A 20,907-nucleotide genomic window follows, 5' to 3' on the forward strand; every position below is an offset into this window, starting at 1 on the left:
GGTCCGGTTGCGGGGGCGTGAGCGCCATGGATGGCGCGACCGAGCTTACATGGATGTACTTGCAGCGTCCCCCGCAACCGGACCCACCCCGCCCCCCACGGATCGCCAGCCGTTGACGTTGCCGTTGATTCGGCGGGTGCAGGGCGCAGCCCTGCCAGCACACCCAAAACCCTCACTTCACTGAATCGAAAACCGGTTTCGGCACGGCACTTGCACCTGCTCCAGCAGACAACCCCATCCCCTGTTTCTGGAACCGTTGCAGATGTCCCACTCCGTCACGTCGATCCTTTCGCAGATCCGCTCCTATCAGACCCAGATGGGACAGCCGGCGCTCAACCCGCTGGGCGAAACGCCGCGCAGCAACGCCCTGCCGGGCACGGTGCTGGATGCACCGCAGGCCCAGCCGGCCAGCTTCACCGAAACCCTGCGTGGTGCGATTGCCGGCGTCAACGACGCGCAACAGAAATCCGGCGCCCTGGCAAAAGCCTTCGAAATGGGCGACCCCAGCGCCGACCTCGCCAAGGTCATGGTCGCCTCGCAGCAGTCCCAGATCGCCTTCCGCGCCACCGTGGAAGTCCGCAACCGTCTCGTCCAGGCCTACCAGGACGTGATGAACATGCCGCTGTAAGGATAGAACCGCATGGCCCTGTCGCTCTCCAAGGAATCCCTGAACGCCGAAAAGGCGGGCCAGTGGTTCGATCGGCTGCAAAGCCTGCAGATCACCCGTCGGCTCGGACTGATGGCGATGATCGCCGTGGCCGTGGCGGCCGGGCTGTTCGTGTTCTTCTGGTCGCAGAAGCCCGGCATGGTCCCGCTGTACACCGGCCTGGACCAGAAGGCCACCGCTGAAGCGACCGACCTGCTGCGCGCCGCGCAGATCCCGTTCGCGCTCGACCCGGCCACCGGTGGCATCACCGTGCCGGAAAAGAACCTGCACGACGCCCGCCTGAAGCTGGCCGGCTCCGGCCTGACCGACAGCGGCAAGCTCGGCTTCGAGCTGATGGAACGCGACCCGGGCTTCGGCGTCAGCCAGTTCGTGGAAAGCGCGCGCTACCAGCATGCGTTGGAAACCGAGCTGTCGCGCACCATCAACACGCTGCGCCCGGTGCGCGATTCGCGCGTGCACCTGGCCATTCCCAAGCCCAGCGCCTTCACCCGGCAGCGTGACGTGGCCAGCGCCTCGGTCACCCTGGAACTGCGTGGCGGCCAGCAGCTGGAACGCAGCCAGGTCGACGCCATCGTGCACATGGTCGCGGCCAGCATTCCGGACCTCGCTCCGGAACGGGTGACGGTGGTCGACCAGAGCGGGCGCATGCTCAGCATCACCGACCCGAACAGCGAAGCGGCAGTCAATGCGGCCCAGTTCGAGCAGGTCCGCCGCCAGGAAACCTCGTTCAACCAGCGCATCCGCGAGCTGCTGGAGCCGATGACCGGTCCTGGCCGCGTCAATCCGGAAGTGAGCGTGGACATGGACTTCTCGGTAACCGAGGAAGCCCGTGAGCTCTACAACGGTGAACCGCAGAAGCTGCGCAGCGAGCAGATGAGCGAGAACACCACCAGCACCCCGGGCCCGCAGGGCGTGCCGGGCGCGACCAGCAACAGCCCGCCGGGCCAGCAGGCCGCACCGGCCACTGCGCAGGCCCCGACCGAAAGCAGCAAGAACGCGACCCGCAACTACGAGCTGGACCGCACCCTGCAGCACACCCGTCAGCCGGCCGGCCGCATCAAGCGCGTCTCGGTGGCGGTGCTGGTGGACAACGTGCCGCGCGCCGGTGCCAACGGCAAAGTCGCGCCGCAGCCGCTGTCGGCGGCCGAGCTGACCCGCGTCGAGGCGCTGGTCAAGCAGGCCGTCGGCTTCAACGCCGAGCGTGGCGACACCGTGTCGGTGATGAATGCCCCGTTCGTGCGTGACACCACGCCGGTCGAAGGCCCGGCATGGTGGGAGCTGCCGTGGGTGCACGACGCCGGTCGCATGCTGCTGGGTGCCGTGGTGGTGCTGGCATTGCTGTTCGGTGTGCTGCGCCCTGCACTGCGCGCGATCACCGGCCAGAACAAGAAGAACGACGAACAGGCACTGGAGCCGCATACCGCGGACGTGCAGCTGGTCGATGACGATGGCATGCCGCTGCCGGCGCTGGGCGCCGACCGGGCCAGCCTGGGCGGGCCGGATGCATTGGCCCTGCCGGTGGATTCATATGAGGAACGACTGCGGATGGCGCGTGAAGCCGTGAAGACCGACTCCAAGCGCGTGGCCCAGGTGGTCAAGGGCTGGGTGGCCAATGACTGAGGCCGCACTGACTGGCGTGCAGCGCGCCGCCGTACTGCTGCTTTCGCTGGGTGAGCTGGATGCGGCCGAAGTGCTGCGTCACATGGAACCCAAGGAAGTGCAGAAAATCGGCATCGCCATGGCCACCATGACCGACATCACCCGCGAACAGGTGGAACGGGTGATGGACCAGTTCGGCCAGGAGCTGGGCTCGAAGACCTCGCTGGGCGTGGGCTCGGACGATTACATCCGCAACATGCTGGTGCAGGCACTGGGCAGCGAGAAGGCCGGGAACCTGATCGACCGCATCCTGCTCGGCCGCAACACCACCGGCCTGGACGCGCTGAAGTGGATGGACCCGCGCGCGGTGGCCGACCTGGTGCGCAACGAGCACCCGCAGATCATCGCCATCGTGATGGCGCACCTGGAAACCGACCAGGCCGCCGACGCGCTGAAGCTGCTGCCCGACCGCACCCGCGTGGACGTGCTGCTGCGCATCGCCACCCTCGACGGCATTCCGCCGAACGCACTCAATGAACTCAACGAGATCATGGAGCGCCAGTTCGCCGGCAACCAGAACCTGAAGTCGTCCAACATCGGCGGCGTGCAGTGCGCGGCCAACATCCTGAACTTCATGGACAGCGGCCAGGACCAGGCGATCCTGGGCGAGATCGCGCGCATCGATGCGCCGTTGAGCAACCGCATCCAGGATCTGATGTTCGTGTTTGACGACCTGGTAGACCTCGACGACCGCGAGATGCAGCTGGTGCTGCGCGAGGTGAGCGGCGAGCGCCTGGGCCTGGCCCTGCGCGGCGCCGACATCAAGGTGCGCGACAAGATCACCCGCAACATGTCGCAGCGTGCGGCCGAAATCCTGCTGGAAGACATGGAAGCCCGTGGCCCGGTGCGCCTGTCCGACGTGGAAGGCGCGCAGCGCGAGATCCTGGCCATCGTCAAGCGCATGGCCGATGAAGGCACGGTCACCATCGGTGGCAGCGCGGAGGCCATGCTGTGAGCAACGTCGTGCGCTGGCTTGCCCCGGACTTGCTGGCCCAGCCCGAACCGGTGCTGGATCAGGCGGATGCGTTCGAACTCACCGAGCCGGACCCGGAACACGAGCCGGAGCCGCCGCTGCAGCTGCCGACCCTGGAGGAAATCCAGGCCATCCAGGACAGCGCAGAGAAGGAAGGCTTCCAGCACGGCCATACCGAAGGCTACGGCCAGGGCCAGGCGGAGGTGCGTCGCCTCGCCGCGCAGATCGAAGGCATCCTCGACAACTTCAGCCGACCGCTGGTGCGGCTGGAGAACGAAGTGGTCGGCGCACTGGGCGAGCTGGCGGTACGCATCGCCGGTGCGCTGGTCGGCCGCGCCTATGAAGCCGACCCGGCACTGCTGGCACAGCTGGTCGGTGAGGCCATCGACGCGGTGGGTGGCAGCACCCGCGAGGTCGAAGTGCGCCTGCACCCGGACGACATCGCCGCCCTCGCCCCACTGTTGAGCCTGCCGCCACAACAGCGCCTGGTGCCAGACACCAGCCTCAGCCGCGGCGATCTTCGCGTGCACGCCGAAGCCGTGCGCATCGACGGCACCCTGGAAGCCCGCCTGCGCGGCGCGCTGGACGCGGTGATCCGCCAGACCGGAGCCAATGCATGAACCCCGATCAGCAGCCGACGCCGCCCCCGGCCGACTGGGCCATGGCCCGCAACCTGCGCCTGGCCCGTCGCCTCGATGGCCTGCGTGTGGATACCGCCCATGGCCGCGGCCTGATCCGCGAGGGCGTGCTGCGCCGCGCGGTCGGGCTCACTCTGGAAGCGGTCGGCTGCGAGGCACCGCTGGGCGCCAGCTGCAAGGTGGAAGTGGTCGATGGTGGCTGGGTCGATGCCGAAGTGGTCGGCTTCGCCGGCGAGCGCACTTACCTGATGCCCAGCGCCGAACTGCACGGCCTTCTGCCCAATGCCCGGGTGGTGCCGTCGGCGCGCCGTGGCGGCGTGGAAGTGGGCGAAGGCCTGCTCGGCCGCGTCATCGACAGCGATGGCGTGCCGCTGGATGGCAAGGGCCCGATCCGCGCCGAAGGGCATGTCGGCATGGCCGGCGTCTCGATCAATCCGTTGGCGCGTGAACCGATCACCCAGCCGCTGGACGTGGGCGTGCGCGCGATCAACGCGCTGCTGCCGATCGGCCGCGGCCAGCGCGTCGGCCTGTTTGCCGGTTCCGGCGTCGGCAAGTCGACGCTGCTGGGCATGATGACCCGCTACACCGCCGCCGACGTGATCGTGGTCGGCCTGATCGGTGAACGTGGCCGCGAAGTACGCGACTTCGTCGAGACCACGCTGGGCGAGGAAGGCCTGCGCCGCGCCGTGGTGGTGGCCAGTCCCGCCGACCGGCCGCCGCTGGCGCGCCTGCATGGCGCCTATCGCGCTACCGCCATCGCCGAATGGTTCCGCGACCAGGGCCTGAACGTGCTGCTGCTGATGGACTCGCTGACCCGCTTCGCCCAGGCCCAGCGCGAGATCGGCCTGTCGGTCGGCGAACCGCCGACCACCCGCGGCTATCCGCCGTCGGTGTTCGCCAAGCTGCCGGCGCTGGTCGAGCGTGCCGGCAATGGTGCCAAGGGCCGTGGCTCGATCACCGCGTTCTACACGGTGCTGACCGAAGGCGACGATCCGCAGGATCCAATCGCCGATGCAGCGCGCGCGATCCTCGACGGCCACATCCTGCTGTCGCGGCGCGTGGCCGACAGTGGCCTGTACCCGGCCATCGACGTTGAATCGTCGGTCAGCCGCGTGGTCACGGAAATCGCCGACGAACCGTGGCGCCTGCGCATCCGCAAGCTGAAGCGGCTGGTCTCGGCCTATTCGGCCAACCGCGACCTGATCGCCATCGGTGCCTACCAGCGCGGCAACGACGCGGCCACCGACGAAGCCCTGGAACGCTGGCCGGAAATCATGGAGTTCCTCGGCCAGGACGTCGCCAAAGCCGCAGATCTCCCGCACAGCCAGGCGGCACTGCAGCGCCTGGTGGAACAAGAGAGTTAAGCCATGAACCAGTCCAAGCGCATCGATCCCCTGCTCAAGCGGGCCCAGGAACACGAGGACGCAGTCGCCCGCGATCTGGCCGAACGCCAGCGCGTGCTCGATACCCATCTATCGCGACTGGACGAACTGCGCCGCTATGCCGAGGAATATGCGAACGCGCAGATGGCAGCGACCAGCCCGGCGCAGCTGCTGAACCGGCGCGCCTTCCTCGACCGTCTCGACAGTGCGGTGGAGCAGCAGCAGGCCACGGTCAACGGCAACCGCGAAAAGGTGGAAGCCGAGCGCGCCCGCCTGATCCTGGCCAGCCGTGACAAAGCTGTGCTGGAACAGCTGGCCGCCAGCTACCGCGCACAGGAAAAGGTGGTGACCGACCGCCGCGACCAGCGCGAGATGGACGACATTGGCGCGCGTCGCGCCCGCCTGGTACAGGCCGAAGATCAGGACGGCGCCGAGCAGGGAGGCCGCTCGTGATGCCCGCGCCATTGGCCAGCAGCGCCAACGCGCAGCCACAGCATTCCGGCAGCAGCGCCCCCCGCGCACCACGCGGTGATGGCAACAAGGGGTTCAGCCAACTGCTGCAGGGTGGCTCGCCGGCTGCCGATGCACCCTCGAAACCCTCGAACTCGCCCATGCCGTCCACGCAGGGACCGGCATCGGACAGTACTGGCCAGGCCGGCGCCGAGCGCAGGCCGGACAGCGCTGCCGCCCCCGAAGAGACCGCCGCCACGGTGCCCACATCACCGGCCAAGCCGGTTGCCGAAAAGGACACCCCGGCCGCGACCGAGGAAGCCCCGTGGCCGCCACTCGGCCTGGCTGGGCTGGTGCTGGCGGTACCGGCGCCTGCCGATCCTGCCGCCGCTCTGCCAGCAATGGCTGCAACGGCTACCGACGCAGACGGCAACGCACTACCCGCCCCCGCCGCACTACCGGCCGCCGCAGCCCTGCCATCCACAGCGGCGGCTGCCACATCGTCCACCACGAGCAGCGGCACCGACCAGACAGCCACATTGCCGTTGCCTGAACTGGTGCTGCCCGGCAAGCGCAACGAGCGTGGCGAAGGCAGCGACGCACCCCTCATCGGCGACCGTGCCGCAGCGCCGCTGCTGCATGCGCCGGGCAACGCGGCTGTGCAGGATCTGAAAGCCGCACTCGCTACCGGCAACGCCATCTTCAATGGCGAGCCGACTCCGAAGCCGGTGCTCGGTGACGATGGTTTCGACCAGGCCGTCGGCGCGCGCCTTGGCTGGCTGGCCGACCAGAAGATCGGCCACGCCCACATCCGGTTGAGTCCGGACGACATGGGCCCGGTCGACGTGCGCCTGCAGTTGAACGGCGACAAGGTGCATGCCAGCTTCAGCAGCCCACACGTGGATGTGCGCCAGGCACTGGAAAGCAGCCTGCCGCGCCTGCGCGAACTCCTCGGCGAACAGGGCTTCCAGCTGGCTCATGCTGATGTTGGTCATCAGGCGCCCGGTGGTGACGGCAATGCGTCAGGCCAGGCCAGTGTCGGCGGCATCGCAGGTGACGGAGAACCGTCGCCGGGCGAGGCCAGCGTGTCGTCCGCGCAGTTGATCCGCCAGCGCGGGTTGCTGGACGCATACGCCTGACAGACGTGCCAACCAAGGTTGGCACCCACCAGAGCGGGACGGTTGGCACCTACAAGTATCGCGTTGGTGGGTGCGGAGCGTGCTCCGCACGGCCCTACCGGCACCCCGACGGAATTCCGTCGCACCCCTCTGCCCCGGCTCCGGCACACCCCTTGCATATCCCGGTGAAGCAACCCTCAGGAGCTTCACCCCGTGGCCGCAGCCGCTGACAAAACCAAGAAGACCGCCGAGAAGGACAAGGCCGCCAAGCCGCGCAGTCCGATCCTGATCACCGCACTGGTGGCCGTGCTCGCCGCCGCTGCCGCCGGTGGCGGCGTCTGGTTCTTCACCCAGTCCAAGCACGAAGAGAAGACCGCGCAGGCCCCGAAGAAGGCCAGTACTCCGGCACCGGCGCAGTACTTCGCCCTGGACCCGGCCTTCGTGGTCAATCTCAACGGCCCGGTCGACGGCCCGCGCTACCTGCAGCTGGAAGTGCAGCTGATGACCCGCGATCCGGCCGCACTGGAAGCGATCAAGACGCATGCGCCAGCCATTCGCGCACGCCTGCTGATGCTGTTCTCGCAGGTCAGCCCCGACCAGATCGCCGACATCGCCGGCAAGCAGAAGCTGCAGGCCGCTTCGCTGGCCGAAGTGCAGAAAGTGCTCAAGGCCGAGACCGGCAGCAACGGCGCCGACGATCTGCTGTTCACCAGCTTCGTGACCCAGTAAGGGCCCACCGATGAATGATCTGCTGTCCCAGGACGAGATCGATGCCCTGCTCCACGGCGTGGACAGTGGCGCGGTCGAGACCGATGCGGAACCGCCGTCAGGCGAAGCACGTTCGTACGACTTCGCCAGCCAGGACCGCATCATCCGCGGTCGCATGCCGACCCTGGAAATGGTCCACGAGCGCTTCGCGCGCCTGTGGCGGATCGGCCTGTTCAACCTGATCCGCCGTTCGGCCGAACTGTCGGTGCGCGGCATCGAGCTGATCAAGTTCAACGACTACATGCACTCGCTGTATGTGCCGACCAACCTGAACCTGATCCGCTTCAAGCCGCTGCGCGGTACCGGCCTGATCGTGTTCGAACCGACCCTGGTGTTCGCCATCGTCGACAACTTCTTTGGCGGCGACGGGCGCTACCCGACCCGCATTGAAGGCCGCGAATTCACCGCCACCGAAATGCGGGTGATCCACCTGCTGCTGAAGCAGACCTTCGCCGACCTGCGCGAGGCTTGGGCACCGGTGATGGACGTCGACTTCGAATACATCAACTCGGAGATCAACCCGCACTTCGCCAACATCGTGACGCCGCGCGAGTACGTGGTGGTGTGCCGGCTGCACGTCGAGCTCGACGGCGGTGGCGGCGACATCCACGTCACCCTGCCGTATTCGATGCTGGAGCCGATCCGCGAGCTGCTCGACGCTGGCATCCAGAGCGACCGCAATGATCGCGACGAAAGCTGGGGCCAGACCCTGCGCGAACAGCTCAACATCGCCGAGGTGACCCTGTCCAGCGTACTGGCCAGCAAGCGCATGACCCTGCGTGACCTGACCCAGCTGAAGGTCGGCGACATCCTGCCGATCGAGCTCAGCCCGCAGGTGCCGCTGTGCGTGGAGAACATCCCGGTGTTCACCGGCGAGTTCGGCATCGCCAACGGCATGAACGCCGTGAAGATCACCGCTACCCATCCGCCGGGCACCCGCCCGCGCGCACCCGTCATCCAGGAAGACCCGCAATGAACGATATCGACGCCCTCGAACCGACCCCGGCCCAGTTCGGCACCCTGCAGGCCGAAGAAGGGGCCGGCGCCGACCTCAACCTGGACGTGATCCTCGACGTGCCGGTGACCCTGTCGCTGGAAGTCGGTCGTGCCCGCCTGCCGATCCGCAACCTGCTGCAGCTCAACCAGGGCTCGGTGGTGGAACTGGAACGCGGCGCCGGCGAATCGCTGGATGTGTTCGTCAACGGCACCCTGATCGCCCACGGCGAGGTGGTGGTGATCAACGACCGCTTCGGCGTTCGCCTGACCGACGTGGTCAGCCCGAGCGAGCGGATCCGGAGACTGCGTTGAGCCTGCTGGCCTCCACACTGCTGGCGGTCGGCAAGACCGCCGCCCCGATCGGCCCGCAGGTCGGCCAGCACGCGACTGCCGCACCGAGCCTGTTCGGCGCGGTGCTGGCGTTGCTGGCAGTGCTGGCGCTGGTCATCGGCCTGGGTTGGGTGCTCAAGCGCCTGCCCGGCAGCGGCTTCCGCCCGGCCGAAGGCATGAAGCTGGTGGCCAGCCTGAGTGTCGGCGCCAAGGAGCGCGTGGTGGTGGTGGAGGTCAACGGCCAGCAGCTGCTGCTGGGCGTCACCGCTGGCGGCATCAACACCCTGCACACCCTGCCCGAACCGCTGCCGCCGCCGGCCCCGGTGCGCGTGCCGGACTTCAAGAACCTGCCGAATTTCGCCCAGTTGCTGCAGCAGCGGCTGCGCAAGGATCCCTGACATGCGTGTCACCCGTACCCGTCTTGCCACCCTGATGCCGTGGCTGCTGATGCTCGCCCTGTGCCTGTTGCCGGCGCTGGCCTTCGCCGCACCCGGCGCGCCGACCACCCCGCTGCCGGACATCAACGTCGGCAAGATCGGGGGTGCGCCGGTCAGCCTGCCGCTGCAGACCCTGCTGCTGATGACCGCGATCACCCTGATCCCGTCGATGCTGCTGGTGCTGACCTCGTTCACCCGCATCATCATCGTGCTGGGCCTGCTGCGCCAGGCACTGGGTACCGGGCAGACGCCGTCCAACCAGGTGCTGCTGGGCCTGGCCCTGTTCCTCACCGCGATGATCATGCTGCCGACCTGGGACAAGGCCTGGAGCACCGGCATGGCGCCGTACCTCAACGGCGAGATCGACTTCCAGACCGCCTGGACGCTGACCACCACGCCGCTGCGCGCCTTCATGCTGGCGCAGATCCGCGAGACCGACCTGATGACCTTTGCCGGCATCGCCGGGCATGGCACCTACGCCAGCCCCGATGCGATCCCGTTCCCGGTGCTGGTCGCCTCGTTCGTCACCAGCGAACTGAAGACCGCCTTCGAGATCGGCTTCCTGATCTTCATCCCGTTCGTGATCATCGACCTGGTGGTGGCCAGCGTGCTGATGTCGATGGGCATGATGATGCTGTCGCCGATGCTGGTGTCGGCACCGTTCAAGATCCTGCTGTTCGTGCTGGTGGATGGCTGGGTGCTGACCGTCGGTACCTTGGCGGCGAGCTTCAATCCGGCGTGATTTGAACTGCAGTCGAGCATGGCTCGACGCTACATAACCAGATGGAACCCGAATGACTCCCGAACTTGCCCTGACCGAATTGCGTGGCGGCCTGATCACCGTGTTGTGGGTGGCCGGCCCGCTGCTGCTCACCGTGCTGGTGGTCGGTGTGGTGGTGGGCGTGGTGCAGGCCGCGACCCAGCTCAATGAGCCGACCATCGCCTTCGTTGCCAAGGCGGCGGCGCTGACCGCGGTGCTGTTCGCGCTGGGCAGCCTGCTGATCGGCCACCTGGTGGAGTTCACCACGCTGCTGTTCCAGCGCATTCCACACCTGATCGGCTAGGAAACGCGCTTCGATGGACGCCGCCACCCAGATGGCTGCCGACGGCCTGCAGGCCTTCGGCATGATCGGCACCGTGCTGTGGACCATGCTGCGCATCGGCGCAGTTGCCATGGCCATGCCGATGGTCGGTACCCGTGCCGTTCCCGCACGGGTGCGCGTGGTGCTGGCTGGCACCCTGGCCATTGCGCTGGCGCCGCTGCTGCCGCCGGTACCGGACTGGACCGGTTTCGATGCCGCCACGGTCCTTACCATCGCCCGTGAACTGGCCATCGGCGTATCCATCGGCTTCCTGCTTCGGCTGGTGTTCGAGGCCGGCGCGATGGCCGGCGAACTGATCGCCCAGGGCACCGGCCTGGCCTTCGCGCAGATGAGTGACCCACTGCGTGGCGGCACCTCCGGCGTGATCGGGCAGTGGTTCTATCTGCTGTTCGGCCTGCTGTTCTTCACCGCCAACGGGCACCTTGCGCTGATCTCGCTGGTGGTGGACAGCTACCGGGCGCTGCCGATCGGCGCCCCGCTGCCGGACCCGCACGCCTTCTTCAGCATCGCCCCAACCTTCCTGCTGACCGTACTGCGCGGCGCATTGACCCTGGCGATCCCGCTGACCGTGGCAATGCTGGCGGTGAATCTGGCGTTCGGCGTCCTGGCCCGTGCCGCCCCGGCACTGAACCCGATCCAGCTCGGCCTGCCGGTCTCGCTGCTGCTGGGCCTGTTCCTGCTGGCGCTGCTGGCCGGGGAAATGGGCCCGCCGGTACAGCGCCTGTTCGATGCCGCCTTCCAGGCTGCGGACGCGGTCACACACTGACCGGATCATCACGTTTTACTGCTTGCCCTTCCCCCGGGTCTGCGCGTTAGAGTGAATACGCGGCAACCGGGGGGATGCCGCACGTGGCCGGCGCCGTGCGTCGGCCTGCCTCATGCATGCCCCACCGTGGTTTCCGTCGACAGGCAGGTCCGGGAGACTGACGAATGCTGGTAGGCACGTACAACCCGTGGCTGGTGGCGATCTCGCTGCTGGTGGCCGTGATGGCTTCGTACACCGCGCTGGCGATGGCCGGGCGCACGGTCACTGCACCCGGCAAGGGCGCGGCGTGGTGGTGGCGCCTCGGTGGTGGCTTCGCCATGGGCCTGGGCATCTGGTCGATGCACTTCATCGGCATGCTCGCCTTCGACCTGCCCATTCCGCTCGGCTACGACCTGCCCATCACCCTGCTTTCCCTCGCATTGGCGATCGCCTCATCGGTGTTCGCGCTATGGCTGGTTTCGCTGCGTACCCTGCCCCACCCGCGGTTGGCCGGTGGCGCGCTGCTGATGGGCACCGGCATTGCCGGCATGCATTACGTTGGCATGGCCGCAATGCGCATGCAGCCGGGCATCGACTACGACCCGGGCTGGCTGCTTTTTTCGCTGATGGTGGCGGTGGCCGCCTCGTGGACGGCGCTGTACGTGGCGTTCCGCCTGCGCGCGCAGCGCACCCGTGTCGGCGACCGGCTCGCGGCTGCCGGCCTGCTCGGGCTGGCCATCGTCGGCATGCACTACACCGGCATGGCCGCCGCACGCTTTCCGGAAGGCAGCATCTGCGGCGCAGCCGTCGGCGATGGGCTGCAGAGCGAATGGCTGGCCATGCTGGTGGTGGTGCTGACCGTCGCCATCCTGGCCGTGGTGCTGGTGGTCTCCTGGCTGGACCAGCGGGTGGAGGCGCAGCTGCTGCGCCTGCGCAATTCCCTGTTGAGTACCTCGCTGACCGACGCACAGCAGGAACTGACCCAGGCCGCACTGCACGACCCGCTTACCCGCCTGCCCAACCGCCTGCTGCTGCAGCGTCGCATCGTGCAGGCGCTGGCCGAGGCCGAACAGGGCGGCAGCCGCTTCGCGGTGATGTTCATGGACCTGGATGGCTTCAAGCAGGTCAACGATGCCTACGGCCACCAGGCCGGCGATGCACTGTTGGTTGCGGTGGCCGAACGCACGCGCCAGCTGCTTCGGCCCAACGACATGCTGGCGCGGCTGGGCGGTGACGAATTCGTGCTGGTGGTGCGCATCGAGCACGACGAGGACCTGCCGACCCTGGCCCGGCGCATCCTGCAGGCGGTCGGCAGCGGGCCGTTGCTGGCCGACAACGAACTGCAGGTGACCGCCAGCATCGGCGTGGCGATCTGTCCGGATCACGCTGCCAGCGAGCGGCAGCTGATGGCCTTTGCCGATGCAGCGATGTACCAGGCCAAGGAATCCGGACGCAACGCCTTCGTACTGTTCGCCGACTGGATGAATGACAGCGCCGAACAACAGTTCCGGCTGCTGGCCGACCTGCGCCGGGCCATCGGCAGCGAGCAGCTGTTCCTGCACTACCAGCCGAAGATCCAGGTAGCCACGCAGAAGGTGGCCGGTGCCGAAGCGCTGATCCGCTGGCGCCATCCGGAGCATGGCCTGATCCCGCCGGACCGCTTCATCCGGCTGGCCGAACGCAGCGGTGCGATCAATGAGATCGGGCGCTGGGCGCTGGACCAGGCCTGCCAGCAGCTGCGCCGCTGGCACGATGCCGGCCACGAGGGCTGGTCGATGTCGGTGAACCTGTCGCCGGTGCAGTTCAGTTCGCCGCACCTGCTGCAGGATGTGCGTGAAGTGATCGAACGCTACGACATTGCCCCACGCCACCTGGTGCTGGAGATCACCGAAAGCACGGTGATGCGCGATACCGATACCAGCCTGCGCCTGCTGCAGGCGCTCTCGGCACTGGGCGTGGGCATCTCCATCGATGACTTCGGCACCGGCTATTCCAGCCTGCTGTACCTGAAGCGGTTGCCGGCCACCGAAATCAAGATCGACCACGCCTTCGTGCGCGATCTGGAGCACAGCGCCGAGGACGTGGTGATCGTCTCGGCGATCGTGGCGCTGGGCCACGCACTGGACATGGACATCGTCGCCGAAGGCGTGGAAACCGCCGCGCAGCGCGCCTACCTGGAGCGGCTGGGCTGCGATTACCTGCAGGGCTACCTGCTCGGCCGCCCGGTTGATGCGGCGCGCTTCATGCAGCTGCATGACCTGCCGCGGCCGCGGGTGGAACTGGCCAATGGCTTCAAAGCACCCGAAGGTGGGGGTTAATGAACCCACACGGCCGCGCGCCTGGGCAAGCCCGGCGTGGGCAAATCACTCCAGCGCGACCGGGTAGGGAGGAGTGAGCCTCGAGTTGTCGGAGACCGCAAAAGCGACTGACTGCAACCGCTGGCAAAGTGTTGAAAGCAGGGCCATGAACTCAGCATTGGCTGCCTCAGACCATGCTCGACCGAATCTAAGAGTAAGGTGTATAGAGCTCACCGGATCTCCATTCAGAGCGGACTCGAGCGAGTAGCGCTCACCATCCGAGAACGCACCTTGGACACATCCGGGGAACACCAACTCCAAGGATGCGATTATGGCCTGGGGACATCCAATATCCTGCACAGCCTCAACATTGGACAGGTCTTTTTCACCGAGGTCCTCCAGCTTCAAAACGACAATGTCAAAGCTCATTGCTGCGATATCCCATCCTGCAATCCATTCAGCATCGCCCTTCTCTTCTGCGTGTCTTGCCATCATGCCTCATGTAGCTGCTAGCTGCCCCCTGTACAGCAGCAGTTGAACGATCTTCCCCGCCCGCTAAATGCGATAGCGCATACAGCACTGCGAACGCCAGAATGAGCAGGAGCAGACACACAGTGCTGCCGCTCGCGACTGACGGCTAGCGGCACGGTTCTTGCACGCACCCCGGCATCCCCTGCCGCAGTGCCCGTGATGTCCGAGAACGAATCCGCCGGCGAAAAGACCGAACAACCTACCGAAAAACGCCTGCGCGACGCCCGTGAACAGGGCAACCTGCCGCGCTCGCGCGAGCTCGGCACGGCCGCCGTGTTCGGCGCCGGCGTACTGGCGGTGATGGCCATGAGCGGCTCGATCGGCCGCGGTGCAAGCGCCTGGATGAAGCATGCACTCAGCCCAGAGCAGAGCCTGCGGCAGAACCCGAAGGCGCTGTTCGGCCACTTCGGCGACCTGCTGCTGCAGTTCATGCTGGTGATCGCGCCGCTGGTGCTGGTCTGCCTGCTGGCCAGCTTCGTCGCCCCGCTGGTGATGGGCGGCCTGCGCTGGTCGCAGAAGGCGATGATGCCCGACGTCAACCGCATGAACCCGATGAGCGGGCTCAAGCGCCTGTATGGCCCGGAAGCCATCGCCGAGTTCACCAAGTCGTTGTTGCGCGTGGCATTTGTCGGCGTTGCCGCCGGGCTGGTGGTGTGGACCGGCTTCAACACCCTGCGCGGGCTGATTCACCAGCCGCTGGAGACCGCCATCACCGACGGGCTCGGCTTCACCCTGCGCCTGCTGCTGGCCACCGCCGGCGCCATGCTGGTGCTGGCCGCCATCGATGCGCCCTACCAGCGCTGGAACTGGATGCGCAAGCTGAAGATGACCCGTGAAGAGCTGCGCCGGGAAATGAAGGAAAGCGAGGGCAGCCCCGAGGTCAAGGGCCGCATCCGCCAGCTGCAGCAGCAGATGGCCAACCGCCGGATGATGGAGGCGGTGCCCACTGCCGACGTGGTGGTGGTCAACCCCACCCACTACGCGGTCGCCCTTAAATACGAGGGCGGCGCCATGAACGCCCCCAAAGTGGTCGCCCTGGGTGTGGATGAGACCGCCCTGCGCATCCGTGAAGTGGCCGACGGCAACAAGGTGGCGATCGTCTCCGCCCCGCCTTTGGCACGCGCCTTGTATCGGGAAGGCCAACTCGGAAAGGAAATCCCCGTGAGACTGTATTCGGCCGTCGCCCAGGTCCTGTCCTACGTCTACCAGCTGCGCGCCTGGCGCACTGGCCCGATGCCGGACGCCCCGCACATCCAGGTGGATGAATTCGGCAAGGGAGGCCGCCCGTGAGCGCCCAGCCCTCCACCGGTTTCAACACCCGCCGCGCGCTGGAAATGATCCGCCAGGGCCTTGGCGCACCGCTGATCGTGCTGGCCCTGCTGGCCATGGTCGTGGTGCCGCTGGCCGCACCGGTGCTCGATGCCCTGTTCACCTTCAACATCGCCATCTCGCTGATGGTGCTGCTGGCGGTGGTCTACGTGAAGCGCCCACTGGACTTCACGATCTTCCCGATCGTGCTGCTGATCACCACCATGCTGCGGCTGGCGCTGAACGTCGCCTCCACCCGCGTCATCCTGCTGAACGGCCAGAACGGCCATGACGCCGCGGGCAAGGTCATCGCCGCCTTCGGCGAATTCGTGATCGGCGGCAACTACGCGGTCGGCATCGTGGTGTTCGCCATCCTCACCATCATCAACTTCGTGGTCATCACCAAGGGCGCCGGCCGCGTCTCGGAAGTGACCGCGCGCTTCATCCTCGACGCGATGCCCGGCAAGCAGATGGCGATCGACGCCGACCTCAACGCCGGTTTGCTGACGCGTGAAGAAGCCAAGCTGCGCCGCGAGGAAGTCCGCGAGGAAGCCGATTTCTACGGCGCGATGGACGGTGCCAGCAAGTTCATCCGTGGTGATGCCATTGCCGGCATCCTGATCCTGTTCATCAACATGCTCGGCGGCCTGGCCGTAGGCGTGCTGCAGCATGGCATGCCGTTCGGCGATGCCGCTGCCACCTACACCCTGCTGTCGATTGGTGATGGCCTGGTGGCGCAGCTGCCGGCGCTGCTGGTCTCCAGCGCCGTGGCCATGCTGGTCACCCGCGCCTCGCGCTCGCAGGACATGGCCCAGGCCATGACCGGCCAGGTGTTCGGCCAGTACCGCGCGCTGGCGATCACCGCCGGCATCATCGGCGTGGTCGGCCTGGTGCCGGGCATGCCCAACGTCGCTTTCCTGACGCTGTCCGCGATCCTCGGCTTCATCGCCTGGAAGGTCTACCGCAAGGGCAAGGCCGCGGCCACCGATCCGGCAGCCGCAGGCAATGACGCTGCCGCGCTCAACGCACTCGGCCGCCCGGCCGCGCCGGCTCCGACTGCCGAACTGAGCTGGGACGAACTGCGCCCGGTCGATCCGCTGGGCCTGGAGGTCGGCTACCGGCTGATTCCGCTGGTGGACAGCAGCCAGGGCGGCGAACTGATGGCACGCATCAAGGGCGTGCGCCGCAAGCTGACCCAGGACGTCGGTTTTCTGATCCCCTCGGTGCACATCCGCGACAACCTGGAGCTGCCGGCCAACGGCTATCGCGTGCTGGTGCATGGCGTACCGGTGGCCACCGCCGAGATCCACCCCGACCGCGAACTGGCCCTGGACCCGGGCAGCGCCCTCGGCGCGCTGGAAGGCATCGCCGGCAAGGACCCCGCATTCGGCCTGGATGCCACCTGGATCCAACCGCACCAGCGTGCCCAGGCTGAAACGCTGGGCTATACCGTGGTCGATCCAGCCACCGTGGTCGCCACCCATCTGTCGCACCTGATCCGCGAACACGCGCCCGAGCTGCTCGGCCACGAGGAAGTGCAGCACCTGCTGGCCAACCTGGCCAAGAGCGCGCCCAAGCTCGTCGAAGATCTGACGCCGAAGGCGCTGCCGCTGTCGGCGGTAGTGCGCGTGTTGCAGAACCTGCTGGTCGAACGCATTCCGATCCGCCAGCTGCGCAAGATCGCCGAAGCACTGGTCGAACACGCTCCGAACAGCCAGGACCCGGCGGTGCTGACCGCTGCCGTGCGTACCGCGCTGGGCCGCTTCATCGTGCAGGAGATCGCCGGAATGTCGGCGGAGCTGCCGGTGTTCACCCTCAACCCGCAATTGGAACGTGTCTTGCAGGAGTCCACGCAGGGCAACGGCGCCGCGCTGGAACCCGGACTCGCTGAGCGACTGCACCAGAGCCTGGCCGAATGTGTCAGCAAGCAGGAAGCCCGCAACGAGCCCGCGGTCGTGCTGGTACCTGGCCCGGTGCGTGCCGCGCTGGCCCGCCTGGTCCGCCACAGCGTTCCGTCGCTGTCGGTCCTGGCCTACAGCGAGGTGCCGGAGGACAAGCGCCTGAAGCTGGTCGGAACGATCAGCTGACGCCGCCCTCCGATGCGCCAGAAAACAGACACCACTTTCGAACCAACGCAACAGACAGATACCAAGGGGAACCCGCACCGTGCAGACCACCGACCACCCGAGTTCTCCGACCGCCACCCCGCCGTCTTCGTCCCGTGACCACAGCATGAAAATCAAACGATTCGTCGCCGCCGACATGCGCTCGGCCATGAACCTGGTGCGCAAGGAACATGGTCCTGACGCCGTGATCCTGTCCAACCGCCGGATCGAGGAAGGCATCGAGATCGTCGCCGCCGCCAACTACGACGAGAGCGCCGTGCAGCGTGCACTGGAAGCCTCGCGTCGTGACATCGCTCCGCCGCCGGCGCCGAAGCCGCGCACCGCCGCCGACGCGGTGATCGCCGCGGTCACCCGCCGCCGCAGCAATACCCCGGCACCGGAGCCAGTCGCCGCAACCACCTCGGCCGTGGCTGCCCTCGCCCGCGCTGCGGTCGGCGCCACCGGCCGCACCCTGGACAGCGCCGACGAGATCGTGCCGACCCGCGGCAGCACCGGCTTCGCCGCCACCCTGGCACGCGCCGCCGTCAACGAACCGGCGCTGCCGGATCAGATCTTCGCTCCGTTCGCCGAAGCCATCGTCGCACCGGCGCCCAGCACCGCCGCACCGGCCAACCGCGCCCGCTTCCAGATCGACCCGCCGCACGAGACGCATCACGAAAGCGCGGCGTCGGCCGTGCAGCCGCCGCCGCTGCCGACCGCTGCCGTGACCGAAGCGCAACCCGGGATCGTCGCCAGCGAACCGGCACCGGTCGAAGCCAGCGACGAAACCGGCGCTGCCCCCGTGCTGGCCCCAGCCCCGGCACTGACCCTGGTGGCCCAGGACGACGCCGAGATCCGCCAGCTGCGCCAGGAAGTGGCCGGCATGCGCCATGTGATCGAGCGCGAGATGAACCGCTTCACCGACGAGCGCCTGCGCGGCTGCCCGGTGCGCGCCACCGCGCTGGACCTGATGGACGAGTATGGCTTCGATGCCGGCCTGGCCCGCGACGTGGCCATGCAGATCCCGCTGGAGACCGAGGCCCATCGAGGCCGCGGCCTGATGCTGGGGCTGATTTCGCGCAAGCTGCCGATCGCCCCGGTCGACCCGCTGGAAGAAGGTGGTGTGATCGCACTGGTCGGACCGACCGGCGCCGGCAAGACCACCACCATCGCCAAGCTGGCCTCGCGCTTCGCCGAGAAGCACGCGCCGCGTGACGTGGCCCTGGTCACCACCGACACCACCCGCATCGGTGCCCGCGAGCAGCTGTACGGCTACGGCCGCCAGCTCGGCATCGCGGTGCACGAGGCCAACAGCGGCACCGACCTGGACCAGCTGCTGGAACGCTTGAAGGACTACAAGCTGGTGCTGATCGACACCGCCGGCCTGGGCCCGCGCGACCGCGCCCTGGCCGCCCAGCTGCAGTGGCTGCGTGCCGCGCGCCAGGTCCGCACCCTGCTGGTGCTGCCGGCCAACACCAGCTTCGGCGACATGGACGAGGTGGTCCGCCGCTTCGGCGCCGCCAACCTGCAGGGCCTGGTACTGAGCAAGCTGGACGAGACCGGCCGCTTCGGCAACGCCCTGTCGGTGGCCGTGGACCATGCCCTGCCGATCACCTGGGTGACCGATGGCCAGGACGTCCCGGAGGACCTGCACCGGGCCAGTGCAGCCAATCTTGTACTTCGCCTTGAAGATTTGCGCCGCGCGGCCGATATGCCCTGCAACCCGGAGTTGAACCATGCCGTCGCGTGAGTACGCCAAGCTGACCAAGACCTTCCCGCTGTCGGCCACCCGCAGCGAGCCGCTCGGCCCTGTGCGCACCATTGCGGTCACTGGCGGCAAGGGCGGCGTGGGCAAGACGAATGTGTCGGCCAACCTGGCCGTGGCACTGGCTGGCATGGGCAAGCGCACGCTGCTGCTGGACGCCGACCTCGGCCTGGCCAACATCGACGTGATCCTGGGCCTGAACCCCACCTTTACGCTGGCCGACCTGGTCGCCGGCCGCTGCACGCTGGATGACGTCATCGTCGAAGGCCCGAACGGCGTGCTGGTGGTCCCGGCCGCATCCGGCCGCCGCCACATGGCCGAGCTGGCCCCGGCCGAGCACGTTGGCCTGGTCAACGTGTTCTCCGAACTGGAGCGCGAGCTGGACATCATGGTGGTGGACACTGCCGCGGGCATCACCGATGGCGTGCTGACCTTCTGCCAGGCCGCACAGGACACCGTAGTGGTGGTCTGTGACGAGCCGGCCTCGATCACCGACGCCTACGCACTGATCAAGGTGCTGTCGCGCGAGCGTGGCGTGGACCGCATCCAGGTGGTGGCCAACATGGTGCGCGACCCCAACGAGGGCCGCGTGCTGTACGAAAAGCTGACCCGCGTCTGCGAGAAGTTCCTTGCCGATGTCTCGCTGAACTACCTCGGCTGCGTGCCGCAGGATGACTGGCTGCGCCTGTCGGTGCAGCGCCAGCAGCCGGTGGTGAAGGCCTATCCGTCCAGCCCGGCGGCGCTGGCGATCACCGAGATCGCGCGCCGTACCGCGCGCTGGCAGGCGCCGACCGAACCGCGTGGCGGCGTCGAGTTCTTCCTCGAACGCATCCTCAAGCAGCGTGGGGTGACGGCATGAAAGGCGCAGCCCAGTACAGGGAAGTGCAGCGCTCGGCGGCGAACGAAGTCATCGCCCAGCATTCGGACCTGGTGCGGCGCATCGCCCACCACCTGGCCGCGCGCCTGCCAGCCAGCGTCGAGGTCGACGACCTGATCCAGGCCGGCATGATGGGCCTGATCGAAGCCTCGCGCAGCTATGACGCCGACCAGGGTGCTTCTTTCGAGACCTACGCCTCGATCCGCATCCGTGGTTCGATGATCGACGAGATCCGCCGTGGTGACTGGGTCCCGCGCTCGGTGCACCGCCGTGCACGTGATGCCGCCGCCACCATCCGCCGCCTGGAACAGAGCAGTGGCCGTGCCGCCAGCGCCACTGAAGTGGCCGCCGCGATGGAGATGCCGCTGCCCGAGTACCTGCGGCTGATGGAAGACGCTGCACGTGGCCAGGTGCTGAGCCTGGAATCGCGCATCGAGGACCAGGGCGAGCTGGACACCGTCGCCCAGGGCGGGCCGACCCCGCAGCAGGTACTGGAGCGCGGCGAGTTCGGTCGCGAGCTGGGCAAGGCCATCGGCCACCTGCCCGAGCGCGAACAACTGGTGCTCTCGCTGTACTACGAGCAGGAACTGAACCTGAAGGAGATCGGCGCGGTGCTCGGCGTGAGCGAGTCGCGGGTCTGCCAGATCCACGGCCAGGCGGTACTGCGCCTGCGTGGCCGGCTGAAGCTGTTCGAGGCTGCCGACGCAGGCCTCGAAGAATGAACATCCCCGAGGCGGCTGCCCCCGGCCGTCCGGAAT

21 protein-coding genes are annotated in these 20,907 nt (G+C 67.6%); 20 read left to right on the forward strand and 1 reads right to left on the reverse strand.

Annotated elements, in window-relative coordinates:
* The first annotated feature begins 262 nt into the window (after positions 1-262).
* The 15 genes from fliE to V3B48_RS01380 all read left to right on the forward strand — a co-directional run bounded on the left by fliE (position 263) and on the right by V3B48_RS01380 (position 13,584).
* The gene (gene fliE, locus V3B48_RS01310) at positions 263-628 is read left to right on the forward strand and encodes a flagellar hook-basal body complex protein FliE (RefSeq protein ID WP_005409552.1); all 366 of its coding nucleotides are present in this window, start codon (positions 263-265) and stop codon (positions 626-628) included.
* Between the two features lie 12 nt (positions 629-640).
* A complete protein-coding gene (gene fliF, locus V3B48_RS01315; RefSeq protein WP_317218379.1) occupies positions 641-2,287 on the forward strand; it encodes a flagellar basal-body MS-ring/collar protein FliF in 1,647 nt (548 codons plus the stop codon).
* A gap of 7 nt (positions 2,288-2,294) precedes the next feature.
* Positions 2,295-3,281, forward strand: coding sequence for a flagellar motor switch protein FliG (gene fliG / locus V3B48_RS01320; RefSeq protein WP_024958226.1), 987 nt, complete (start codon positions 2,295-2,297; stop codon positions 3,279-3,281).
* Positions 3,278-3,919: a FliH/SctL family protein gene (locus V3B48_RS01325; RefSeq protein WP_032129206.1), complete on the forward strand. Its 642-nt coding sequence runs from the start codon at positions 3,278-3,280 to the stop codon at positions 3,917-3,919. Before fliG ends, V3B48_RS01325 begins: the two co-directional genes overlap by 4 nt.
* The gene (locus V3B48_RS01330; RefSeq protein ID WP_032129207.1) at positions 3,916-5,301 is read left to right on the forward strand and encodes a FliI/YscN family ATPase; all 1,386 of its coding nucleotides are present in this window, start codon (positions 3,916-3,918) and stop codon (positions 5,299-5,301) included. The genes V3B48_RS01325 and V3B48_RS01330 overlap by 4 nt, the downstream gene beginning before the upstream one ends.
* Before the next feature lie 3 nt (positions 5,302-5,304).
* Positions 5,305-5,772, forward strand: a complete 468-nt coding sequence (gene fliJ / locus V3B48_RS01335; protein ID WP_005416437.1) for a flagellar export protein FliJ — start codon at positions 5,305-5,307, stop codon at positions 5,770-5,772.
* A complete protein-coding gene (locus V3B48_RS01340; protein WP_329893019.1) occupies positions 5,772-6,908 on the forward strand; it encodes a flagellar hook-length control protein FliK in 1,137 nt (378 codons plus the stop codon). Before fliJ ends, V3B48_RS01340 begins: the two co-directional genes overlap by 1 nt.
* Positions 6,909-7,100: 192 nt before the next feature.
* The gene (locus V3B48_RS01345; protein ID WP_049421892.1) at positions 7,101-7,616 is read left to right on the forward strand and encodes a flagellar basal body-associated FliL family protein; all 516 of its coding nucleotides are present in this window, start codon (positions 7,101-7,103) and stop codon (positions 7,614-7,616) included.
* 10 nt (positions 7,617-7,626) lie between these two features.
* Positions 7,627-8,631 (forward strand): flagellar motor switch protein FliM, encoded by a 1,005-nt coding sequence (gene fliM, locus V3B48_RS01350; protein WP_032129211.1) that lies wholly within the window; start codon positions 7,627-7,629, stop codon positions 8,629-8,631.
* Positions 8,628-8,963, forward strand: coding sequence for a flagellar motor switch protein FliN (gene fliN / locus V3B48_RS01355; RefSeq protein WP_012510967.1), 336 nt, complete (start codon positions 8,628-8,630; stop codon positions 8,961-8,963). The genes fliM and fliN overlap by 4 nt, the downstream gene beginning before the upstream one ends.
* Positions 8,960-9,379, forward strand: a complete 420-nt coding sequence (gene fliO, locus V3B48_RS01360; RefSeq protein ID WP_329893020.1) for a flagellar biosynthetic protein FliO — start codon at positions 8,960-8,962, stop codon at positions 9,377-9,379. The genes fliN and fliO overlap by 4 nt, the downstream gene beginning before the upstream one ends.
* Before the next feature lies 1 nt (position 9,380).
* Positions 9,381-10,160, forward strand: coding sequence for a flagellar type III secretion system pore protein FliP (fliP, locus tag V3B48_RS01365; RefSeq protein WP_049421888.1), 780 nt, complete (start codon positions 9,381-9,383; stop codon positions 10,158-10,160).
* 52 nt (positions 10,161-10,212) lie between these two features.
* Positions 10,213-10,482, forward strand: coding sequence for a flagellar biosynthetic protein FliQ (locus tag V3B48_RS01370; RefSeq protein WP_012510965.1), 270 nt, complete (start codon positions 10,213-10,215; stop codon positions 10,480-10,482).
* Between the two features lie 13 nt (positions 10,483-10,495).
* Entirely contained in the window at positions 10,496-11,287 is a 792-nt protein-coding gene (gene fliR, locus V3B48_RS01375) for a flagellar biosynthetic protein FliR (protein ID WP_043395550.1), read from the forward strand.
* Positions 11,288-11,451: 164 nt separating this feature from the next.
* Complete coding sequence (locus tag V3B48_RS01380; protein ID WP_149909293.1) at positions 11,452-13,584, forward strand: bifunctional diguanylate cyclase/phosphodiesterase; 2,133 nt, start codon at positions 11,452-11,454, stop codon at positions 13,582-13,584.
* A gap of 45 nt (positions 13,585-13,629) precedes the next feature.
* Here the strand turns inward: V3B48_RS01380 and V3B48_RS01385 are convergent, their stop codons facing one another.
* On the reverse strand, positions 13,630-14,055 hold the full coding sequence (locus V3B48_RS01385; protein WP_285303039.1) for a hypothetical protein: 426 nt from the start codon (positions 14,053-14,055) through the stop codon (positions 13,630-13,632).
* 198 nt (positions 14,056-14,253) lie between these two features.
* Between V3B48_RS01385 and flhB the strand changes: the two genes are divergently transcribed.
* The 5 genes from flhB (at position 14,254) to V3B48_RS01410 (ending at position 20,871) form a co-directional block, all read left to right on the forward strand.
* Complete coding sequence (gene flhB, locus V3B48_RS01390) at positions 14,254-15,384, forward strand: flagellar biosynthesis protein FlhB (RefSeq protein WP_329893021.1); 1,131 nt, start codon at positions 14,254-14,256, stop codon at positions 15,382-15,384.
* A 44-nt stretch (positions 15,385-15,428) separates the two neighbouring features.
* Entirely contained in the window at positions 15,429-17,489 is a 2,061-nt protein-coding gene (flhA, locus tag V3B48_RS01395; protein WP_153855598.1) for a flagellar biosynthesis protein FlhA, read from the forward strand.
* Between the two features lie 145 nt (positions 17,490-17,634).
* A complete protein-coding gene (gene flhF / locus V3B48_RS01400) occupies positions 17,635-19,257 on the forward strand; it encodes a flagellar biosynthesis protein FlhF (protein WP_049461532.1) in 1,623 nt (540 codons plus the stop codon).
* On the forward strand, positions 19,244-20,131 hold the full coding sequence (locus V3B48_RS01405) for a P-loop NTPase (protein WP_049401182.1): 888 nt from the start codon (positions 19,244-19,246) through the stop codon (positions 20,129-20,131). Before flhF ends, V3B48_RS01405 begins: the two co-directional genes overlap by 14 nt.
* Positions 20,128-20,871: an RNA polymerase sigma factor FliA gene (locus V3B48_RS01410; RefSeq protein ID WP_049401180.1), complete on the forward strand. Its 744-nt coding sequence runs from the start codon at positions 20,128-20,130 to the stop codon at positions 20,869-20,871. The genes V3B48_RS01405 and V3B48_RS01410 overlap by 4 nt, the downstream gene beginning before the upstream one ends.
* Positions 20,872-20,907 lie beyond the last annotated feature (36 nt).

Source organism: Stenotrophomonas sp. SMYL20, assembly GCF_036320045.1.
GTDB lineage: Bacteria > Pseudomonadota > Gammaproteobacteria > Xanthomonadales > Xanthomonadaceae > Stenotrophomonas > Stenotrophomonas maltophilia_A.

Bases quoted from the DNA above. Each gene is read 5' to 3' on its own strand.
- fliE (WP_005409552.1), top strand. From the start codon at position 263: ATGTCCCACTCCGTCACGTCGATCCTTTCGCAGATCCGCTCCTATCAG.
- fliF (WP_317218379.1), top strand. From the start codon at position 641: ATGGCCCTGTCGCTCTCCAAGGAATCCCTGAACGCCGAAAAGGCGGGC.
- V3B48_RS01330 (WP_032129207.1), top strand. From the start codon at position 3,916: ATGAACCCCGATCAGCAGCCGACGCCGCCCCCGGCCGACTGGGCCATG.
- fliJ (WP_005416437.1), top strand. From the start codon at position 5,305: ATGAACCAGTCCAAGCGCATCGATCCCCTGCTCAAGCGGGCCCAGGAA.
- V3B48_RS01340 (WP_329893019.1), top strand. From the start codon at position 5,772: ATGCCCGCGCCATTGGCCAGCAGCGCCAACGCGCAGCCACAGCATTCC.
- fliM (WP_032129211.1), top strand. From the start codon at position 7,627: ATGAATGATCTGCTGTCCCAGGACGAGATCGATGCCCTGCTCCACGGC.
- fliN (WP_012510967.1), top strand. From the start codon at position 8,628: ATGAACGATATCGACGCCCTCGAACCGACCCCGGCCCAGTTCGGCACC.
- fliP (WP_049421888.1), top strand. From the start codon at position 9,381: ATGCGTGTCACCCGTACCCGTCTTGCCACCCTGATGCCGTGGCTGCTG.
- V3B48_RS01370 (WP_012510965.1), top strand. From the start codon at position 10,213: ATGACTCCCGAACTTGCCCTGACCGAATTGCGTGGCGGCCTGATCACC.
- fliR (WP_043395550.1), top strand. From the start codon at position 10,496: ATGGACGCCGCCACCCAGATGGCTGCCGACGGCCTGCAGGCCTTCGGC.
- V3B48_RS01380 (WP_149909293.1), top strand. From the start codon at position 11,452: ATGCTGGTAGGCACGTACAACCCGTGGCTGGTGGCGATCTCGCTGCTG.
- V3B48_RS01385 (WP_285303039.1), bottom strand. From the start codon at position 14,055: ATGGCAAGACACGCAGAAGAGAAGGGCGATGCTGAATGGATTGCAGGA.
- flhB (WP_329893021.1), top strand. From the start codon at position 14,254: ATGTCCGAGAACGAATCCGCCGGCGAAAAGACCGAACAACCTACCGAA.
- flhA (WP_153855598.1), top strand. From the start codon at position 15,429: ATGATCCGCCAGGGCCTTGGCGCACCGCTGATCGTGCTGGCCCTGCTG.
- flhF (WP_049461532.1), top strand. From the start codon at position 17,635: ATGAAAATCAAACGATTCGTCGCCGCCGACATGCGCTCGGCCATGAAC.
- V3B48_RS01405 (WP_049401182.1), top strand. From the start codon at position 19,244: ATGCCGTCGCGTGAGTACGCCAAGCTGACCAAGACCTTCCCGCTGTCG.
- V3B48_RS01410 (WP_049401180.1), top strand. From the start codon at position 20,128: ATGAAAGGCGCAGCCCAGTACAGGGAAGTGCAGCGCTCGGCGGCGAAC.